The sequence below is a fragment of the Mesorhizobium subarcticum genome (assembly GCF_055456085.1).
Genome location: NZ_CM144237.1, coordinates 5,771,082 through 5,789,404, shown reverse-complemented (window position 1 = coordinate 5,789,404; position 18,323 = coordinate 5,771,082). Strand labels below are relative to the sequence as shown.

General features: G+C 60.5%; 17 protein-coding genes, 1 tRNA gene and 1 pseudogene. 8 read left to right on the top strand and 11 right to left on the bottom strand.

The genetic code is table 11. The features are described from left to right. Nucleotides 1-33 precede the first annotated feature (33 nt). Together ACZYHG_RS28475 and ACZYHG_RS28470 are read right to left on the bottom strand one after the other, a co-directional pair. A complete protein-coding gene (locus ACZYHG_RS28475; protein WP_464611402.1) occupies nucleotides 34-684 on the bottom strand; it encodes a TetR/AcrR family transcriptional regulator in 651 nt (216 codons plus the stop codon). Nucleotides 685-756: 72 nt separating this feature from the next. After that, nucleotides 757-1,041, bottom strand: coding sequence for an acylphosphatase (locus ACZYHG_RS28470; RefSeq protein ID WP_464611401.1), 285 nt, complete (start codon nucleotides 1,039-1,041; stop codon nucleotides 757-759). A gap of 146 nt (nucleotides 1,042-1,187) precedes the next feature. Between ACZYHG_RS28470 and ACZYHG_RS28465 the strand changes: the two genes are divergently transcribed. Continuing rightward, nucleotides 1,188-1,754, top strand: a complete 567-nt coding sequence (locus ACZYHG_RS28465; protein ID WP_464611400.1) for a MarR family winged helix-turn-helix transcriptional regulator — start codon at nucleotides 1,188-1,190, stop codon at nucleotides 1,752-1,754. Here ACZYHG_RS28465 and ACZYHG_RS28460 read toward each other — a convergent pair. Next, a complete protein-coding gene (locus ACZYHG_RS28460; RefSeq protein ID WP_464611399.1) occupies nucleotides 1,751-2,863 on the bottom strand; it encodes a pyridoxal phosphate-dependent aminotransferase in 1,113 nt (370 codons plus the stop codon). The genes ACZYHG_RS28465 and ACZYHG_RS28460 overlap by 4 nt on opposite strands. A gap of 115 nt (nucleotides 2,864-2,978) precedes the next feature. Between ACZYHG_RS28460 and ACZYHG_RS28455 the strand changes: the two genes are divergently transcribed. Further along, nucleotides 2,979-4,661 carry a tetratricopeptide repeat-containing sulfotransferase family protein gene (locus ACZYHG_RS28455; RefSeq protein ID WP_464611398.1) on the top strand — a complete coding sequence of 561 codons (1,683 nt, stop codon included), beginning with the start codon at nucleotides 2,979-2,981 and terminating at the stop codon, nucleotides 4,659-4,661. A gap of 230 nt (nucleotides 4,662-4,891) precedes the next feature. Here ACZYHG_RS28455 and ACZYHG_RS28450 read toward each other — a convergent pair. From ACZYHG_RS28450 to ACZYHG_RS28440, 3 genes and pseudogenes are all read right to left on the bottom strand, one after another. Further along, a pseudogene (locus ACZYHG_RS28450) lies at nucleotides 4,892-6,080 on the bottom strand (porin). Nucleotides 6,081-6,203: 123 nt separating this feature from the next. After that, nucleotides 6,204-6,566 carry a GIY-YIG nuclease family protein gene (locus tag ACZYHG_RS28445; RefSeq protein WP_464611397.1) on the bottom strand — a complete coding sequence of 121 codons (363 nt, stop codon included), beginning with the start codon at nucleotides 6,564-6,566 and terminating at the stop codon, nucleotides 6,204-6,206. A 56-nt stretch (nucleotides 6,567-6,622) separates the two neighbouring features. Then, nucleotides 6,623-6,713, bottom strand: a tRNA-Ser gene (locus ACZYHG_RS28440). Between the two features lie 451 nt (nucleotides 6,714-7,164). Here ACZYHG_RS28440 and ACZYHG_RS28435 point away from each other — a divergent pair. Together ACZYHG_RS28435 and ACZYHG_RS28430 are read left to right on the top strand one after the other, a co-directional pair. Continuing rightward, on the top strand, nucleotides 7,165-8,370 hold the full coding sequence (locus ACZYHG_RS28435) for a porin (RefSeq protein ID WP_464611396.1): 1,206 nt from the start codon (nucleotides 7,165-7,167) through the stop codon (nucleotides 8,368-8,370). Between the two features lie 241 nt (nucleotides 8,371-8,611). Then, nucleotides 8,612-9,679 (top strand): tyrosine-type recombinase/integrase, encoded by a 1,068-nt coding sequence (locus tag ACZYHG_RS28430; protein WP_464611395.1) that lies wholly within the window; start codon nucleotides 8,612-8,614, stop codon nucleotides 9,677-9,679. 59 nt (nucleotides 9,680-9,738) lie between these two features. On the opposite strand, the gene ACZYHG_RS28425 is transcribed toward ACZYHG_RS28430, so the two are convergent. Further along, complete coding sequence (locus ACZYHG_RS28425; RefSeq protein ID WP_464611394.1) at nucleotides 9,739-10,638, bottom strand: alpha/beta fold hydrolase; 900 nt, start codon at nucleotides 10,636-10,638, stop codon at nucleotides 9,739-9,741. A 102-nt stretch (nucleotides 10,639-10,740) separates the two neighbouring features. Next, the gene (locus ACZYHG_RS28420) at nucleotides 10,741-12,771 is read right to left on the bottom strand and encodes a lytic transglycosylase domain-containing protein (protein WP_464611393.1); all 2,031 of its coding nucleotides are present in this window, start codon (nucleotides 12,769-12,771) and stop codon (nucleotides 10,741-10,743) included. A gap of 349 nt (nucleotides 12,772-13,120) precedes the next feature. Here ACZYHG_RS28420 and dapA point away from each other — a divergent pair, with 349 nt between their 5' ends. The 3 genes from dapA to ACZYHG_RS28405 all read left to right on the top strand — a co-directional run bounded on the left by dapA (nucleotide 13,121) and on the right by ACZYHG_RS28405 (nucleotide 15,259). Beyond that, the gene (dapA, locus tag ACZYHG_RS28415; protein WP_464611392.1) at nucleotides 13,121-14,002 is read left to right on the top strand and encodes a 4-hydroxy-tetrahydrodipicolinate synthase; all 882 of its coding nucleotides are present in this window, start codon (nucleotides 13,121-13,123) and stop codon (nucleotides 14,000-14,002) included. Nucleotides 14,003-14,027: 25 nt separating this feature from the next. Beyond that, nucleotides 14,028-14,507 carry an SsrA-binding protein SmpB gene (smpB, locus tag ACZYHG_RS28410; protein WP_027057698.1) on the top strand — a complete coding sequence of 160 codons (480 nt, stop codon included), beginning with the start codon at nucleotides 14,028-14,030 and terminating at the stop codon, nucleotides 14,505-14,507. A gap of 86 nt (nucleotides 14,508-14,593) precedes the next feature. Then, a complete protein-coding gene (locus ACZYHG_RS28405) occupies nucleotides 14,594-15,259 on the top strand; it encodes a glycoside hydrolase family 25 protein (protein ID WP_464611391.1) in 666 nt (221 codons plus the stop codon). 105 nt (nucleotides 15,260-15,364) lie between these two features. Here ACZYHG_RS28405 and ACZYHG_RS28400 read toward each other — a convergent pair whose 3' ends face one another. Then, nucleotides 15,365-15,727: a winged helix-turn-helix transcriptional regulator gene (locus ACZYHG_RS28400; protein ID WP_181823960.1), complete on the bottom strand. Its 363-nt coding sequence runs from the start codon at nucleotides 15,725-15,727 to the stop codon at nucleotides 15,365-15,367. 110 nt (nucleotides 15,728-15,837) lie between these two features. Here ACZYHG_RS28400 and ACZYHG_RS28395 point away from each other — a divergent pair, with 110 nt between their 5' ends. After that, nucleotides 15,838-16,851 (top strand): zinc-binding alcohol dehydrogenase family protein, encoded by a 1,014-nt coding sequence (locus ACZYHG_RS28395; protein ID WP_464611390.1) that lies wholly within the window; start codon nucleotides 15,838-15,840, stop codon nucleotides 16,849-16,851. A 68-nt stretch (nucleotides 16,852-16,919) separates the two neighbouring features. On the opposite strand, the gene ACZYHG_RS28390 is transcribed toward ACZYHG_RS28395, so the two are convergent. After that, on the bottom strand, nucleotides 16,920-17,576 hold the full coding sequence (locus ACZYHG_RS28390; RefSeq protein WP_464611389.1) for a uracil-DNA glycosylase: 657 nt from the start codon (nucleotides 17,574-17,576) through the stop codon (nucleotides 16,920-16,922). A gap of 11 nt (nucleotides 17,577-17,587) precedes the next feature. Beyond that, on the bottom strand, nucleotides 17,588-18,169 hold the full coding sequence (locus tag ACZYHG_RS28385; protein ID WP_464611388.1) for a LabA-like NYN domain-containing protein: 582 nt from the start codon (nucleotides 18,167-18,169) through the stop codon (nucleotides 17,588-17,590). Between the last annotated feature and the right edge of the window lie 154 nt (nucleotides 18,170-18,323).

The following is an 18,323-nucleotide window of genomic DNA, read 5'->3' as shown; positions in this document are numbered from 1 at the left end:
GAATTCGATTTCCGGAAAGGAACATGCGCGAAATTACAGTGTTACAGCGTCCTTTGCGCGTCCGATGGGACGCGCGGCGCTGTAGGTGTCAGTTTGTGCGCCAACAAGGCGCATTGTCATCGAGAGATATGTCGCCGTCACTTCAGTGATCGACAGCCGTTCGCCGGGCCGGAACCAGACGATGACGCCGGTCATCATCTGGATCAGCGCCATGGCCGTCAGGCCGGTGTCCTCGATGCTGAAGACGCCAGCCTCGGCACCATCGCGCAGGATCGTGCGCAGGTCCTTTTCGTAGGCCGTGCGCATGCGCAGGATCTGAGTCAGCCTGTCGGGCGACAGGCTGCGCAACTCCATGTTCGACACATGCGTGGCGTGCCGGCGCTCGATATGGAAAGCGATGTGGTTGCGCACATAGGCCGCAAGCTGTTCTGCCGGATCGGCATCGGCTGGGCAGGCGCGTTCCCAAGCCTCGCGAAGCCCTTCCATGTGCTCGCGCATCAGCGTGAACAGCAGGTCTTCCTTGGTCGGGAAATAGCGGTAGAGCGCGGCGGCCTGGACGCCGACCTCGGCCGCCAGCTGGCGCATCGACATCGCCTCGTAACCGTAGCGTGCGATCAGGTTGACCGCCGCCTCGCGGACGGCCGCCTCGGTCTTTTCGCCATCGGATCCGGTCGTGCGCGCCATACTCGCCTCGCCAAGGCGGCGACAATAAAACAAACGTTCAATTAATTCAAGAGGCGCTGGAAGGCTACACGCCTATGCAACGATCCTGAAGTCTTCAGGCTCGTTCCACGTCTCGATCTCCTCCGTGTCGATCCGCGCCACCGAAGCGCCCACCGGGCCTTGCCAAAGCCGTTCGATCATGGCCGAAACCGCTGGATCGGTGCCGGCAAACCATGCCGTTACCGAGCCGTCTCTTTCATTGCGCACCCAGCCCACCAGCCCAAGCCTCGTCGCTTCGCCTCTCGCCCAGATCCTGTAGCCGACGCCTTGCACCTTGCCATGTACGCGGGCCTTCACTGCCTTTTTCCGATCGCTCATGACGCGCTCCCTTGCATAGAGTCTGGCGCAGGTTCGAGCCAAGACAACAGGCTTGACTGGAGGATGCTATCAAATTGATGGGCCGAGATTGGCCAGGGGGCAGATGGCTGCTCCAACAGATAGTTGACTCCGTCAAGTTTTTCGCGATGATCCGTCTGCGTGGAAATCTTCCGGGCGCCGCCATGACAACCGATCGGAATGCTTTGGTCAGCGATCTCAGGTGCTTCAACCGGTTCTATACCGGCCTGATCGGGCTGCTCGACGAAACCCTGACGCACAGCGCCTATACGCTGACCGAGGCGCGGGTGCTGTTCGAGTTGGGCCGTCGACCCCGCCACCTTGCCGCCACCTCTGGGGGCAAAGCAGGCTTTCTGGCACGGGCTCTTCAAATCGATTTTGAACCAGCCGCGTCCGACATTGCCAGGGAACTACGATTGGATCCTGCCTACGTCACAAGAATCCTTCGAAAACTCTCCGCCGCCGGCTTGATCGAAACGCTTGCCGCCTCCGATGCTCCGCGCCGTCGCGTTCTCTCGCTCACCGTACGCGGCCAGGCCGCGCTTGCCGCGCTCCAGGCGGCCGCGGATCGCGATCTCGCCCGCCTGACCGCAGACCTGGGCGACGAGGACGCCGCCGAGCTGTCGGAAATGCTGACACGCGTCAGGCGTCTGCTGGGCGGAGCACCGGCGTCCGAACGCTGGGAAATTACCTAGTTCCCTCTTGCTGCTGCCAGCGCGCCGGGCAACTCCTCGGCGAAAATGTCCAGCTCGTGGTCGAGGCCGACGCTGACGCGGACGCAGCGGTCGAGCCCAGGTGCCATCGGCTTGCGGATGAACACGTCGCGCGACAGCAGCCCCTGCAGCACTTTCAGCGCGAAGGCGCCGTCCTGGCCGCAGTCAATGGTGACGAAATTGGTCGCCGAGGCCAGCGGCTTCAGCCCGTTCTGCTCGGCGATGTCAGCGATGCGCCGGCGCCCAGCCGCCACCCGCGTCACCACTGTCTCGAGATAGGCCTGGTCGGCGAGCGCCTCGACGCCGGCGATCTGCGCCATGCGGCTGACGCCGTAGTGGTTGCGGATCTTCTCGAAGTCGCGGATCACTTGTTTCTCCGCCACTGCATAGCCGCAGCGTATACCGGCCAGCCCATAAGCCTTTGAAAAGGTTCGCATGCGGATGACATTCGGCCTGGAAATATCGATCGGCGGCAGGGCCGAGGCCGGCCCCAATTCGCCATAGGCTTCGTCGAGCACCAGCATGGTGGTTTCCGGCAACGCGTCAATGAAGCGAATGATCTCGTCCGCTTCCCACCAACTGCCCATCGGATTGTCCGGGTTGGACAGATAGACCAGCGGCGCCTTTTCCCTAGCGACCGCCGCGAGCAGGCCGTCCAGGCTTTCCTTGTCGTTTTCGTAAGGGACGGTCACGAGCCTTCCGCCCACGCCGGCAACATGGAAGTTGAAGGTCGGATAGGCGCCAAGCGAGGTGACCACGGCATCGCCGGGCGTCACATACATGCGCGCCACCAGGCTGAGCAGGCCGTCTATGCCTTCACCGACAACGACGTTGTCGATCGCCACGTCGTGATGCGCGGCAGCCGCAACCTTGAGATCGTAGTTATCCGGGTCGCAATACATCCATTGGTCGCGTGCGACGCTCTCCATGCGGGCGATAACGCGCGGCGAGGGCCCGAAACTGCTTTCATTGGCACCGATGCGAGCACGAAAAGAACGCCCGCGCTCACGTTCCTGCGCTTCGGGGCCGACAAACGGCACTGTCGACGGAAGCGCGGCGATGACAGGCGTGAGGAGAGGGCGCTGGCGCATGGCAGAGGCTCGCGTGGAAAGGGAGTTTCTTGCTAGCGTGGCGACAAGGTGGGCGCAAGCTTGCGGAGTGTGCAGAAGGCTGGATTCCTTCGTGGCTTTTTGCTAGCAAGATTCAATGAACAACCGTCTGCCACCCGCCTGGGCAAAACACCTCAAGTCTGGTCCCGCGCCGAAGCCGCGCTTGCCTCAAGCAAATCCGACAGTAGCAAAACCACTCGTGCGCGCCGCCAATGACGCGCGTGCGCGGGCTGATGACCAATTGCTAATGCAGGCCTATGAATATCAACAGGCCAAGCGGCTGGCCGAGGCCCAGGACTTATGCCTTGAGGTGCTGACGCGTACGCCGAACCATCCGCTGGCTCTCTACATCATGGGCACCGTTTATCTGGGCTACGACGACGAAGCGGCTTTGCGCTATTTCGGACGTGCGATCGCTGAGGAGCCTAGAAATCCCTACTACCATCTTAGCCTTGGCGAGGCCTATGGGAAGCTGAGTGAATTTTCAGTTGCCGTAAATCATATCCAGTACGCCTTGGAAGTGCGGCCCGACCTTATAGAAGCCCTGTGTGCCTTGGGGCGTGTTTATACCCAGTACGACAAACCCGACCTGGCCTTGCCGCTTTATGAGAAGGCGCTGAAGATTAACCGTAATCACCCCAAGGCGCGGATCGGCATGGCTGCTGCGCTCACTGGTCTTGGGCGCATGGACGAGGCCGGCGTCTTTCTTAAGGAGGCGATCGAACACCGCGTCGACGTAGGGGCGGCCTACTACGACCTTGTGCAGACCCGAAAATTCACCGAGGAGCCGGCCGAACTCCAGCCGATCCTGCGCGAGTTGCAGAGTCCGGGAATTAAGCCGGAGACGAAAGCGAGTCTCAACTACGCCGCCGGTAAGGTGGAAAACGACCTCAAGCGCTATGCGGAAGCCTTCGACCATTTCAAGAAGGCGAAGCAGGCCGAAGGCTATAGATTCGACATAGACCAGTACCGCCGCTTCATTGACGCATCGATCGAGACCTTCACGGCGGACTTCTTTGCCGAAAGGTCCGGCTACGGCAATCCTTCGGAAGCGCCTGTTTTCGTGGTCGGGATGCCGCGCTCGGGGACGACACTGACCGAACAAATATGCGCCAGTCATCCCGACGTTCATGGAGCTGGAGAGCTTAGCAAGCTGAGGCGGGTAGCGAACGCGATGGGTCTGAAACCCAACGCTTCTGATCTAGACAAGCAGATTATGACGGTCACCGAAGGCTTCTCCAGGACGTTGGCCGAAGAGCATCTTTCCTATCTGCGGGAGCGCGCTCCGACTGCGCAGCGAATCATCGATAAAATGCCGCACAATTTCGAATTGATCGGCCTCCTCACCCTGCTCTTTCCCAATGCCCGCATCATTCACTGCCGCCGCGATGCCATCGACAATTGCGTGTCGTGCTTTGTCCTGCCTTTCAGTTCGGCACACAGCTACAATACAGACCTGCGGGCACTCGGGCTCTACTATCGGGAATATGACCGCTTGATGCGTCACTGGAACGAGGTTTTTCCGGGTCGTATCTTTGAAAATCGCTATGAGACGCTTGTAGAGGATCAAGAGGCGCAGTCGCGCCGGCTCATCGATTATCTCGGCCTTCCCTGGGATGACGCATGCCTACGCTTTTTCGACCGGGAAGGGGCGGTCACCACGCCCAGCCGCTGGCAGGTTCGTCAGCCGATCTACAAATCGTCCATGAAGCGCTGGAAGAATTACGAAAGTGAGATCCAGCCCTTGATTGAAGCGTTGGGAGACCTCGCCGACGTTTGACCGTTAGTTTCCCGGGCCAAAGCCTGTCAAAGCCATAAGCGCAGAAGCGAATCTCAGAGATCGCGACGTGCTTGATAGGGTGGTTCGGCGCTTGGTAGAATCGCCAATGCGACGCCAGTTTCCCGTCGCCATCCTCGAGCTTGATCCGAGGATCCGGTATGCATCAAAACAAAAAAGAAAAACCCGGCGGTTGCCCGCCGGGTTCTCCTGTCTCGCAGAAATATCTGGTGTTAGAAATCGCGCTGGAAGCGGATGATACCGCCGACGGCGTCCTTCTTCTCGGCACCAGCCCAAACGTTGCCGGCGTCAATAGCGCCCGAACCAACGTGCTGGTAGTCGATCTCGGGCGTGATCGTGAAGCCGGGAACGAGTGTGTAGGCAACGTTCGCCGCAACACCGTAGTCTTTCCACTGATCACCCGACACCTGGAGGTTGAACGAGGCCTTCTCGTTGAACTTGTAAGTGGCGCCGGCCCAGGCGCCCCAGTGACCACCCCACGGCTTGTAGAAGCCGCGGCCGTTGGCAAACGAGGTATTCGGGTCGGGATTGAAGTCGTTGAGCTTTCCCTCACTGGCGTAGCCGAACATGCCGAAGAGCGACAGTGCACTGGAAACGTTCACGTCCACGCGAACCTTCCCCGAGACGTATTCGTAATTGCTGTCATAAGCAACGACGCCGACGACATCACCCCAGCCCTGCGTGTACTTCACGCCGCCGACGACATGGGGAACATAGCTGTCGACCGTGCCGCGACCATAACCATAAGTAGCGCCTGCTGCTGCCTGGTCGGCGCCGCCCGAACCTTCTTCGAGAGAGGCCACCGCCGAGAAACCGTTGCCGGCATCAAAGTAGTACTGAACGACACCGGTCTTGAACCCGCCGTAGGGGACGATGGTGTCGTTGATGACGTTGCCGGCGTAGCCGACGAACGTATCGAATGCCGAACTCGTCCTCGCCTACACGCAGGCCGCCAAGCTGGATCCAGGCGAAATGCTGGTCGATGTTGTTGTGAGCGTCATTGGCGTCACCGTTGTCCAGCGGGCTATTTTGGAAGTTTAGGCGCGTTTCGGTATAGGTCTTCAAGGTGCCGAGTTCGGTTTCCTGGCCGGTCCAGGTCTTCAGCGTGAAGCGAGCGTCTTTGTAGAACGTGCCCTGGTTCTTGCCGCTGGTGACGTCGTCGGCGCGTGCGCCGGTGAACGAGCCAACGTCGCCGGCGCCGACGTCATAACGGACATAACCGCCAATGCGCAGGCAGGTTTCGGTGCCGGGGATGTAGAAGTAGCCAGCGCCGTAGACGTCGCAGATCTTGACGTATTCAACGGGTTCCGGCTCGGCGACGACGACGGCGTCGGCGGCGCGTGCACCGGAAACTGCGATCAGGGCCGCAGCGGAGCCGAGGAGAAGGCTCTTAATGTTCATTTTCTGACCTCCAGTCAGAATCGAACGAAACGACGGCCGCCACGACGTGTGCTGCCGCTCTAACAATTTGTTATTGTTGTATTTTATCGGAAAATGCGGAGGTTTACGGCAGGCGCGCGGCCATCACCACAAGCGTTTGTTGGCGAACGCGTGACCCGAGGCGGATTTGATATACCGTTCGAAAGAGGTGGCTTTGGCCTGATTTGAGAAGGCCATATAGGTGACGATCCGCCATGGCAGGAACTTGGACGTATGGCTGGATTTTCCCGCGTTGTGCTCGGCAATTTGTCGCTTCAAATCCGACGTTATGCCGACATAGCGCTCGCCTTTAGCTATCTCGCTTTCCAGAAGATACACATACCACACGGGCCGGCCCTCCCTTACCAAGGCGAGGGCATCGTGCGTCGCTGATAGGCATTTGCCGACCTGGTTTCGCAAGAAATTCAGGCGTTTAAGGCCCTCCTTCGCCGAGGCTTCGGAGGGCATCCTGCTTCGCTCAGTGGTTGGGGCTTGTCCTGCGAAGCTCGAAGAGCGAAGCAGGATGGCGGAGAGGATGGGATTCGAACCCACGAGAAGCTTTTGACCTCTACTCCCTTAGCAGGGGAGCGCCTTCGACCACTCGGCCACCTCTCCGTTGCGCCGGTGGATAAAGAAAAGCGCCGGCACAATCAACAAGCCCGCATCATTATATGGAAAAATAACAGCGGGCCGGAACCGCAGGATTACCTGGTACGGCGGTTTTGCGGCAACTCCCTGGCTGGTGACTCGCGGCCCTGCCATGATTCCGTCGGCCGATTGCCGGATTCGGCGGGAAATAAGCGGTTGCGGCGGGCCTGATGGTTAACGAGAGCTTTCTGAGTGAGGCCAAATCGTGTCATTTGTGCAACAACGCCGGGGGATAGCAGCCCAACAGCCCTTTCGCCGGTACGATCGTTGTTGAACGCCGCCGGCTCATGGGTAATGTCGGTTTCGAGGAAGCGGCGCGGTGCGCATCTTTTTCGGTAGTGGGGATGGGGCAGGGAACGCTGTCCTTCAGCAAAGAATACCCAGACCCGTTTTTTAACTTTTGACTGGAGGTCAGAAAATGAACATTAAGAGCCTTCTCCTCGGCTCCGCTGCGGCCCTGATCGCAGTTTCCGGTGCACGCGCCGCCGACGCCGTCGTCGTCGCCGAGCCGGAACCCGCTGAATACGTCAAGATCTGCGACGTCTACGGCGCTGGCTACTTCTACATCCCCGGCACCGAAACCTGCCTGCGCATTGGCGGCTACATCCGGTACGACATCGGCGTCGGTGACGTCGGCTCGTTCGACGGCGCCCGCGCCGGCGACGTCAAGGACGGCAAGGACCAGGGTACCTATTACAAGCATGCCCGCTTCGCGCTGAAGACCTGGACCGGCCAGGAAACCGAACTCGGCACCTTGAAGACCTACACCGAGACCCGCTTTAACTTCAAAAACAGCAACGCCGACACTGCGCCTTACGTCAATGGCGCCGGCAATAGTGCTGTTTCGCTGAACTTCGCCTGGATCCAGCTCGGTGGTCTCCGCGTTGGTAAGGATGAATTGGCCTTCGACACGTTCATCGGCTACGCCGGCAACGTCATCAACGACACGCTCGTCCCCTACGGCGGCTTCGACACCAACGTCGTGCAGTACACCTTCGATGCTGGCAACGGTTTCTCGGCGATAATCTCGCTTGAAGAAGGCTCGGGCGGCAGCAGCCTCAATGATGGCACCCACGTTAACGCCGGCTCTTACACTTATTACGGCGCTGGTACCATCGACTCCTATGTTCCGCACGTCGTCGGCGGCTTGAAGTGGACGCAAGGCTGGGGCGCCATCACCGGCGTCGTTGCTTACGACAGCAATTACGAGGAAGTTTCCGGCAAGGTCCGCTTGGATGTGAACGTCAACAGCGCGCTGTCGCTGTTCATTATGGGCGGCTATGGCTCCAAGAACAACCTCGAGGATCAGAGCTACCTCAGCTTTGCAGGCGGTCGCGGCTTCTACAAGCCGTGGGGTGGCAGCTGGGCGGTGTGGGGCGGCGGCACCTACAAGTTCAACGAGAAGACCTCGTTCAACGCCCAGGTCTCGTATGACGACTGGAAGAACCTCGGCATAGCAGCGAACGTGTCCTACGACGTCGTTCCCGGCTTCAATGTCACGGCCGAAGTCGACTACTCGCATGTGGGCAATTTTGGTAATTTTGACGGAAATTACTACAACTGGACCGGTGGCAGCAAGAAGAACAGCGTCGGCGGCATGCTCCGCTTCCAGCGCTCCTTCTAAGGGCTGGTTCCTTACAGGTGAAATCCAGCCCGGGCGCACAATCGCCCGGGCTGTTTTTGTTTCGTGACTGGGTCAACGCAAACGAAGGAACAGGGGGAATTGGTAGCTGAATAAATCCGCGGGACGATGTCGTGGGATCCGTTGATGGGCGGATGGGATCACAACCGCGTGATTAAAATCTCTTGAAAGGACGCTTCCAAGCGGATAGGGCTGATCTATCCACTCGGGGGTGTGACGAATTATGACCAACGAAGCGATTCAAGAGGGTAGCCCCCCGGATCCGTTTTCGATGTTTTCTTCTCAGAACTCAAAGATCAACTACACCTACAACAAGATAAGAGAAGTAAAGTCGTATAGGGTCGGAGAGCTTTTTTCAGCTTACCGGGACATACTGTGGGATGATGGGCGGCATAAATACAATGTCAGCTCATTCATCGGCGAAATAGATGAGATTCTCCGTGGGGAGCGTTTCAGCGCCGTTGACCAGAGTACCCTTGATAACCTTATCGGCACCTTGCGCCAGCGCGGCAACAGCAACGCAACCATCAATCGGAAGATGGCTGCCCTCAGCAAACTGCTGCGCAAGGCTCACAAGATGGGAGATATCCACAGCCTGCCCGAGTTCCGCCGCCAGAAGGAGCGGGCGGGACGGATTCGTTTCCTGGAAAGGGACGAGGAGGCGCGGTTGTTCGCTGCCATAAAGAGTCGCAGCGAGGATGCTTACCGGCTTTCCGTCTTCCTGGTTGATAGCGGTTGCCGCCTCGGCGAGGCGCTCGGATTGATCTGGAATGACATCCAAGAGCATCGCGTCTCCTTCTGGATCACCAAATCCGGCCGCAGCCGCACGATTCCGATGACCGAGCGGGTCAAGGAGGTCATCAAGCTGCCTCCAACGGAAGGCCGCCGGCCAAAAGGCCCGTTCACCAAGCTCAGCCAGGCACAGTTTCGTGCCATCTGGAACGACGCGAAAGCAGAAGTCGGCCTCGGCGCAGACGATCAGGTCGTGCCGCACATTCTGCGCCACACTTGCGCCTCGCGTCTCGTCCAGGGCGGCATCGACATCAGGCGCGTGCAGATGTGGCTCGGCCACCAGACCCTTTCGATGACCATGCGCTACGCCCATCTGGCCACCAACGATCTCGACGGTTGCGTTGTGGTCCTGGAAACGCCCCGTGGCGAGGGACTGGCTGGCGGCGCACAAAGTTCGGTGTTTTCATCTCCGCTGACTACGCCTTCAGCGGCAACGCCCGCGAAAAAGAGCAAGGCGGTCGCGGCAAAGGCGCCCGGGAAAAGCTCGAAAGTCAAATAGTTCCGTCAGGCCCGCATATATTGTGATACTGACCCCAGGACCAGATTTGGTCTTGGGGTTTACTTTGTTTGAGGTTGTTGCTGCGCCCGATCCAGGAAGGTCGCGATGGCGCTCGGCAGATTTCCGGTTTCCAGGAATGGCGCGTGGCCCTGGCCCTCGACGGTGATCGTCTCCATGCCGGGATGGCGTTTTTGCATGTCCTCGAGCGTTGCGGTGGAGAGCAGTTTGGAATTGCCGCCGCGGATGGCAAGCAGTGGCACGGCGACAAGCGCATCGAATTGCGGCCACAGATCTGGCAACGGCTTGCTGAAATCGATCCCGGCCAGAGTGTCGATCAAGGCCGGGTCGAAATCGGGCACGAGTTCGACATCCGTGTTGCGGTAGAGCGCATCCACCATCCGAACCCAGTCCGCATGGGCAAGTGCCGGAAAGTCGCCACCATGCGTGCGCCGCTGCGCGTCCACGGCTTCATCAAATGTCTTCGGCTTCGGCGAGCGCTCAAGATAGGATCGGATGTTGGCAAAGCCTCTGGCTTCGATCACAGGCCCGATGTCATTGAGCACGATGGCTTTCAGTGCGGCCGGCTTCAATGCCCCGAGCACATGGATGATCAGGCCACCGCGCGAGGTGCCGATGAAAGCTGCGTGGTCAATGCCGAGTGCCGCTAGCCCGGCCAGGATGTCGCCGGCTTCGACACCGATATTGTAGTGAGCGATTTCGGGATCGTAGGCCGACATCCCTCGGCCTCGGTAGTCGAAAGCCACGACCTGGCGTGAAGTGCCGGCAGACTGCGACAGATAGAGCGCAAGTTCATGAAAGTCGCGGGCGTTCCGGGTCAAGCCGGGCAGGCAGACCACCGGCCAGTCGCCGGCATTGGCCTTGCCGTAGACCCGGGCGTGCAGTTTCAACCCGTCCGGTGCCGCATAGAAGAAGTCGGTAAAGCCTTCGTCGCTCGACATTTTTGAACTCTGCTGGCTGGATAGACCCAGACAGCTACAGGCGAGAGCAGGGCCGGTCAAATGAAAGACGCTCTTCCTTCAACCTGATCGAGCAGGCAAGCCTCAGCTGCGCCCGTTCACCAGATCCCCGACGATGTCGTACTTGCCGGAAATACGCATCTTGTAGACCTCGTAATTCTCCATCACGCGCTGTACGTAACTTCTTGTTTCCGTGTAGGGAATCCGCTCTATCCAGTCCACCACCGCATCGATGTCCTTGCCGCGCGGGTCGCCGTATTTAGCCATCCACTGGCTGGCCCGGTTGGGGCCTGCATTGTAGCCAGCGAAGGTCAGCACGTAGGAGCCGTTGAAGCGGTCAAGCTGCTCGCCGAGGAAGGCTGAGCCGAGTGTGGCGTTGTAACCGGCATCGGTGGTGAGCCGCGTCTGCGAAAACTCCAAACCGGCCTTCTTCGCCAGTTGCCTGGCGGTTCCCGGCATCAACTGCAGCAGACCGCGCGCGCCAGCACTTGATACCGCGCCGATGTTGAATTCGCTTTCCTGGCGGGCGATCGCGTAGGCCAGTGCCTTGCCCGAGCCGGAAATGTTGGCCGAATCGGGGATAACGCCGAGCGGGTGCGACAGCGCGCCGACATCGATGCCACGCGCGCCGGCGATCTTGCCGACCTTCAGCGCCATGAAATGGTTGTCTTGCTTCTCGGCAAGGACAGCGAGCAGCGCCAGTTCGCCCGGGCTGGTCAGCTGCCCGGCAAGGTCGCGATAAAGCGTTTCGGCATATCGGTCGTAACCCGCCTCTTGCAGGCGCTTGATGGCGCTGACCGCCTCGCGGCTGGCAAAACTCTGCCGGTCGGCAGCGCTTGGCGAGGGATAGACGATGTTGAGCGCTTGCCGGCCGATACGTTCGGCGGCAAGCTGGCCGTAAAAGGTCGTGCCGTAAGTGGCGGCCCGTCCAAAATAGTCCTTGGCATTGCCCGGACCGCCGACTTCCGCCGCGCGGCCGAGCCAGTAATAGGCGCGCGACAGGGTCATCGGCCCTTGCGCGAGGTCGGCGATGCGCGAAAAATGCGTCGCGGCAAGCTTGGGGTCGTTGAGGCCGCGCAGCGCATACCAGCCGGCGTGGAATTCGGCCTCAGCCGCATTGGCCGCACTTTCGGCGGCATGCGTGGCGACGATCTGGTAGGCCGTCTTCATGTCGCCCTGGTCGACCAGTTCGCGCGACAGCACCCGGCGCTCGACCCACCAGGCGTCCGGATCGACCAGAGCTTCGCGATCCGTCGGCGCCTTCATCACAACGGCAGCGGCGCCGGCAAAATCCTGCTGCTTGCGCAGATATTCCGCCTGCGCGAAGAAGTAGCCGGCCGAACGCTGGGATGCCGGCACTGCTTTCAGCAGTTTCAGCGCATTCTTGTCCCCTCTGTCAGCCGCGACCCAGGCCTCGGCAAACTGCTGGGCGCCGGCAAGACCGGCAACGCGAAGGGCGGAATTCACCCGGTCGGCATAGAACATGCGGTCCATGCGAAAACGGTGGTCGGCGGCAGGGATCAAACCGCCGAATTCCTTGATCAGCGCCGTCTCGTCCTTGGCTTCCAGGACCGTGGTGCGCCAGAACGGCGACAGCACCGAGCGGGCCGCCTTGACGTTGCCCGTTGCCACATAGGCGCGGGCGAGGACCATGACGCCTTCAAATGTTTGCGGCTGGCTGCCATCGAATGCCGCAATGACGATGTCGGGGGCGGGGTTCTCGCGGTAGAGCGCGCGCTCGCTGTTCTTGCGCAGCACAACCGTGCCCGGCCAGTTGGGCAGCATCTTCGCGGCGGCGGCGATGTCGCCGCTCGGAACCTTGTCGCCGCCATAAAGCGCGATCGCCCAGGCCAGTATGTGCTGGTCGAGCGATTGAGCGGGAAGCGCATCGCGCACGCCACGGGCGCCCGTGATATCGCCGGCCGCCAGAGCGTCCAGCCCGCTTTTCAACAGCGCGACGCTGGGGGAAGCGGCCGGTTGCGCGTTGTCTTGCACACCCGGCACCGGGATCGCCGACGTGACCTGCACATCGACGCTGCTGCTGATCGCCATGCCGGGTATCAACACGGCAATGGCGCCAAGCAGCGCGAAGAGGTGAGGCCGACGGGTCGGCATGATCTCGTGTCTTTCCTTAATCCAGCATTTTACCAGCAGGCGAAGAAGCCTCGAAGCCTAAACTTAGGTCATGAAGGGCTCGTAAACAAAGAGTTATCGAGGCCGTTCGAATTGCGCTTGCTGGCACCATGGCAATGCTTGCCGCGCAACCATGTCGAGACTATGGTGCGCCGCTTCGCTTTCGGCTAGAAGGCGCGCACGACAAAACACCGATGCATGTCGCCCAAAAGTGGATACCGGTTTTGGGACAACGACATGCACAAACAAACCGATGCATGTCGCCCAAAAGTGGATACCGGTTTTGGGACAACGACATGTGTAAACAAAAAGTCCCAAGGAGTTGGACGACATGCTGAGAGGCTCGCTTACTGCGCTCGTGACACCGTTCGAAAAGAGCGGGCGTTTCGACGAGAAAGCCTTTCGCGCGTTTGTCGAATGGCAGCTCGGGGAAGGCACGACGGGTCTGGTTCCCGTCGGCACGACCGGCGAGTCGCCGACGCTGTCGCATGACGAGCATCGCCATGTCATCAAGGTGTGCATCGAGGTGGCCAAGGGTCGCGTCCCGGTAGTCGCCGGTGCTGGCTCCAACAACACCGAAGAAGCGGTCGGGCTTGTACAATATGCCGAGAAGGCCGGCGCCGATGCCGCCCTGGTCGTCACGCCCTACTACAACAAGCCGACACAGCGCGGCCTCTACGAGCATTTCGCCGCTGTCGCCAAGGCGACCAAGCTGCCGATCATCATCTACAACATCCCGCCGCGCTCGGTGATCGACATGATGCCGGAGACGATGGGCCGGCTGGCGCACGACTTCAAGAACATCGTCGGCGTCAAGGATGCCACCGGCAAGGTCGAGCGTGTGTCCGAGCAGCGTATGACCTGCGGCAAGGGTTTCATCCAGCTTTCGGGCGAGGACGCTTCGGCGCTCGGTTTCAACGCCCATGGCGGCGTCGGCGCTATCTCGGTGACGTCGAACGTCGCACCGCGGCTGTGCGCCGAGTTTCAGGAAGCAACGCTCTCCGGTGACAGTGCCAAGGCGCTGGAATTGCAGGATCGCCTGCTGCCATTGCACAAGGCGATCTTCATCGAACCCGGAGTCTCCGGCGCCAAATATGCCCTGTCGAAGCTCGGCAAGGTCGAGAATGTGCTGCGTTCGCCATTGGTCACCGTTGAGCAGTCGACGGCCGAGAAGATCGATGCGGCTTTGAAGCACGCCGGCTTGATTAATTAGCGATGAGGCGCCACCTCTCCACATCATGAACCAAGTCAGAAAAGCCGACCCCAACAACAAGACCGTCTCGGAAAACCGCAAGGCGCGGTTTTCCTATGAGGTGCTCGACACTGTCGAGACCGGCTTGGTGCTGACCGGCACCGAGGTCAAGTCGCTGCGCCAGGGCCAGGCCAACATCCAGGACAGCTATGCCTCCGTCGAGGGCGGCGAGATCTGGCTGATCAATTCCTATCTGCCGGAATATCTGCAGGCCAACCGCTTCAACCATGAGCCGCGCCGGCGCCGCAAACTCCTGCTCAAAAAGCGCGAGATGGCGAAGCTGTCGCAAAGCGTCGACCGCGAAGGTATGACGCTGGTGCCGTTGAAAATCTATTTCAACGACCAGGGTCGCGCCAAGCTCTTGCTCGCCGTCGGCCGTGGCAAGAAACTGCACGACAAGCGCGAGACCGAAAAGCAACGCGACTGGTCGCGCGAGAAGGGCCGGCTCTTAAAGGAGCGTGGGTGAGAAGCGTCAGGTGATGGCTCGAAAAAAGCCAAGTTGGCTTTTAAATCTCGAACATACAGAGCGAGCAAACACCTGAGAGGACAGCCTTGAAGAATCGAATCGTCTTCTGGGGCCTGGTTGGTGTGGTCTTTGCTGGCCTCATCATCGCCGGTGGCTTCACCTACTTTCACACCTATTCTCCTGATCGCGGCAAATATCCGCTCAGAGGCATCGACGTCTCGCACCACCAGGGCCAGATCGATTGGCTGCGCGTTGCCGCCGCCGATGTCGCCTTCGCCATTATCAAGGCGACCGAGGGTGGCGATCATGTCGATCGCGCCTTTGCCACCAATCTGCGTGAGGCGCGCGCGGCTGGCCTCGCTGTCGGCGCCTATCACTTCTTCACCTTCTGCCGGCCAGGCGCCGACCAGGCGAAGAATTTCATCTCTGTCGTGCCACACGATCAGCCCTTGCTGCCGCCGGTCGTCGACATCGAATTCGGGGGCAATTGTCCGCAGCGGCCTTCGCCCGAACAGTTGAATGCCGAACTCCAAGCCTTCCTTGGACCTGTCGAGGCGGCGTTCGGCAAGACGGCAATCGTCTATCTGACCGATGAGGCAGAGGCGGCCTATGCCGGGCAGATCGCCGTCCGGCCACTCTGGCTTCGTTCCTTGCTCATGGAGCCGGATCGCCACGATTGGGTTTACTGGCAGTACCACAATATGGGGCGCGTGGACGGTATCCAGGGCGACGTCGATCTCAATGTACTGTAGGGTGGGCCGGCCGTGTTGGCTGATCTGTTTGCAGCATCGCCCGGATCGACATCTCCGGAAGTTCCGCCATCCCAGTGAACCCCATTCGGGAACACCGGCGCCGCTTCAAGCCGCGGCCTGGGAAACCTCCGGCGCCAGCGTCACATTTGCATCGCCCCAGACCTTCAGGGCTGTAATCACCGGTTCCAGGCTTCTGCCGCGCGGCGTCAGGCTGTACTCCACCTTCGGCGGCACTTCCGGGTAGATCTTGCGGGCAATCAGCCCATCGGCTTCCAGTTCGCGGAGCTGGTTGGTCAGCATGCGCTGCGTGCAGTTGGGAATGCGCCGGCGGATCTCGTTGAAGCGCAGCGTACCCTCGAACAGATGGTAGAGCACGACGCCCTTCCACTTTCCGTCGATATAGCGGAGCGTTCCTTCCACGGTGCAGCCGGGGCTGCAATCGAAGCGCTCATGGCGAATGCGCGGCATGACGGTATCCTTTTCGACACTATGTGCTTTATATGTGCATTCTTGCGCTCCGCGCACATAATCCGCATCTCTGCCCCACACAACGCTCAACAGCAATCGCGGAGACCAGAATGCGCGCCGTCGGCTATCAAATCCCAGCCCCCATCACCGATGAGGCCTCCCTTGTCGATATCGACCTGCCCAAGCCGGAGCCGAAAGGCCGTCAACTGCTGGTCGAAGTGAAGGCTATCTCGGTCAACCCTGTCGACACGAAGGTGAGGCAAGGTGCCAAACCCGAGGCCGGAACCTGGCGGGTGCTCGGCTGGGACGCCGCCGGCCGTGTTATCGCGACCGGTCCGGACGCCAGCCTCTTCAAGCCCGGCGAAGATGTCTTCTATTCCGGTGCGCTCGCGCCGCAGGGCACCAATGCCGAGTGCCATCTTGTCGATGAGCGCCTTGTCGGCCGCAAACCCGGCTCGCTCGGCTATGCGCAGGCAGCGGCGCTGCCATTGACCGCGATCACCGCTTGGGAAGCCTTGTTTGACCGTCTCGATGTGAAGAAGCCTGTCGCGGGCGCGCCAAAAGCCATCATCATCATCGGCGGTGCGGGCGGCGTCGGTTCGATTGCGGTCCAGCTTGCACGCCAATTGACCGATCTGACGGTGATCGCCACCGCATCGAGGCCCGAAACCCGCGATTGGGTGCTTCGGCTTGGCGCCCATCATGTGATCGATCATTCCAGGCCGCTGGCTGCCGAAGTCGCGGCCCTCGGCATCGGTGCACCAGCCTTTGTGTTCTCGACAACCAACACCGACCAGCACCTGGCTGAGATCGCCGAATTGATCGCACCGCAGGGCCGGTTCGGCTTGATCGATGATCCCAAGACGCTCGACATCAACCCATTCAAGCGCAAGAGCGTCTCGGTCCATTGGGAGTTCATGTTCACCCGCTCGATGTTCGAGACGCAGGACATGGCGGCGCAGGGCGAGCATCTCAACGAACTGGGACGGCTTGTCGACGCCGGCACCATCCGCACCACGCTGGGCGAGATATTCGGTCCCATCAATGCCGCCAATCTGAAGCGAGCCCATGCGCTGATCGAGACTGGCAAGGCCAAGGGCAAGATCGTGCTGGAGGGGTTCTAATGCATGTCGCCCAAAAGTGACCTCGGTTTTGGGGCCACGACATGCATAAAAACAAAGACGGAGCGACTTTATGTCCGCAGGAACGCTGCGATCTGGCTGAACACACTGACGAACATTTCTTCCGTCAAAAGACCGGTATTGGTGTTGTAGCGCGAGCAATGATAGCTGGAAAACAGCGTAATGCCGCCGGCCGGCAATTGCCCGCCATGCTTGAACGGGTAGGCGGCGACACGCCCGCCCAGCGCGCGCACCGTCGACTGGTGCGCGATCGACCCCAGCGCCAAAATGGCGCGCAGGTTGGGGAACCGGGCGATCGTCGGCACCAGGAATGTCCGGCAGGTGGAGATTTCGGCGCCCACCGGCTTGTTCTCAGGCGGCACGCAGCGCACCGCATTGGTGATCGCGGTGCCGACAAGCTCCAGCCCGTCATCGGGCCGCGCCTTGAACTCACCGCGTGCGAAGCCGTGCGCAATCATCGTGGAGTAGAGAAGGTCGCCGGCATAGTCACCGGTGAAGGGGCGGCCGGTGCGGTTGGCGCCACGCAGGCCGGGCGCCAGTCCGACGATCAGAAGCTGGACGGTGTCCTCGCCGTCCAGTGGCAGGAAGGTCGGCACCGGCGCATTGAACCATGACGGCTCGCGCTGCCGCCATTCGGCGATGAAATCATGCAGCCGCGGGCAGAGCGGACAGTCGCGGCCGGGTTCGGAAGCGGAAAGGGCGGTCAAGGTGACCAGCCTCAGTAGTCGTCCTCTTCGACTTCAGCCGGTTCGGGCCGGCGCACCGGCCGCTCGGAGGGGTCGCGGCCAACCTCGCTCTTCAGCGTCGTCAGGTCGATGAAATGGTCGGCCTGGCGGCGCAGATCGTCTGAGATCATCGGCGGCTGCGAGGCCATGGTCGAGACGATCGACACCTTGCGGCCGCGCCGCTGCAGCGCTTCGACCAGCGTGCGGAAGTCGCCGTCCCCGGAAAAGATGACATAGTGGTCGACGACGTCGGCCAGCTCGAGCGCATCGACGGTGAGCTCGATGTCCATATTGCCCTTGATCTTGCGGCGGCCGGTCGAGTCGGTGAATTCCTTGGCCGGCTTGGTCACCACCTTGAAGCCGTTATAGTCCAGCCAGTCGATCAGCGGGCGGATCGAGGAGTATTCCTGATCCTCCACCAGCGCCGTGTAATAATAGGCGCGCAAGAGATAGCCGCGCTTGTGGAAACTCGCCAGGAGCTTGCGATAGTCGATGTCGAAGCCGAGCGCCCGCGACGTGGCGTAGAGATTGGCGCCGTCGATGAACAGGGCTATTTTTTCCCGAGGGTCGAACATGGAAAATATTCCTTTTCGAAAAATGCGGTCGTCTAAACGAAATGCGGCAGCGACTATCGGTCAGGCTCATAATAAACCGGCTGACCTTCGCCATCCGAGATAACGCCAGTTTGGCGGCAATCCAAGGCGAGATGAGGCAACGCAAGCAATTGTG

Excerpts from the sequence above, each read along its gene's own strand:
- ACZYHG_RS28445 (WP_464611397.1), bottom strand. The coding sequence starts at position 6,566 with ATGCCCTCCGAAGCCTCGGCGAAGGAGGGCCTTAAACGCCTGAATTTC.
- ACZYHG_RS28475 (WP_464611402.1), bottom strand. The coding sequence starts at position 684 with ATGGCGCGCACGACCGGATCCGATGGCGAAAAGACCGAGGCGGCCGTC.
- ACZYHG_RS28470 (WP_464611401.1), bottom strand. The coding sequence starts at position 1,041 with ATGAGCGATCGGAAAAAGGCAGTGAAGGCCCGCGTACATGGCAAGGTG.
- ACZYHG_RS28400 (WP_181823960.1), bottom strand. The coding sequence starts at position 15,727 with ATGCCGCGCATTCGCCATGAGCGCTTCGATTGCAGCCCCGGCTGCACC.
- ACZYHG_RS28455 (WP_464611398.1), top strand. The coding sequence starts at position 2,979 with ATGAACAACCGTCTGCCACCCGCCTGGGCAAAACACCTCAAGTCTGGT.
- ACZYHG_RS28435 (WP_464611396.1), top strand. The coding sequence starts at position 7,165 with ATGAACATTAAGAGCCTTCTCCTCGGCTCCGCTGCGGCCCTGATCGCA.
- ACZYHG_RS28395 (WP_464611390.1), top strand. The coding sequence starts at position 15,838 with ATGCGCGCCGTCGGCTATCAAATCCCAGCCCCCATCACCGATGAGGCC.
- ACZYHG_RS28385 (WP_464611388.1), bottom strand. The coding sequence starts at position 18,169 with ATGTTCGACCCTCGGGAAAAAATAGCCCTGTTCATCGACGGCGCCAAT.
- smpB (WP_027057698.1), top strand. The coding sequence starts at position 14,028 with ATGAACCAAGTCAGAAAAGCCGACCCCAACAACAAGACCGTCTCGGAA.
- ACZYHG_RS28465 (WP_464611400.1), top strand. The coding sequence starts at position 1,188 with ATGATCCGTCTGCGTGGAAATCTTCCGGGCGCCGCCATGACAACCGAT.
- ACZYHG_RS28425 (WP_464611394.1), bottom strand. The coding sequence starts at position 10,638 with ATGTCGAGCGACGAAGGCTTTACCGACTTCTTCTATGCGGCACCGGAC.
- ACZYHG_RS28430 (WP_464611395.1), top strand. The coding sequence starts at position 8,612 with ATGACCAACGAAGCGATTCAAGAGGGTAGCCCCCCGGATCCGTTTTCG.
- ACZYHG_RS28420 (WP_464611393.1), bottom strand. The coding sequence starts at position 12,771 with ATGCCGACCCGTCGGCCTCACCTCTTCGCGCTGCTTGGCGCCATTGCC.
- ACZYHG_RS28460 (WP_464611399.1), bottom strand. The coding sequence starts at position 2,863 with ATGCGCCAGCGCCCTCTCCTCACGCCTGTCATCGCCGCGCTTCCGTCG.
- dapA (WP_464611392.1), top strand. The coding sequence starts at position 13,121 with ATGCTGAGAGGCTCGCTTACTGCGCTCGTGACACCGTTCGAAAAGAGC.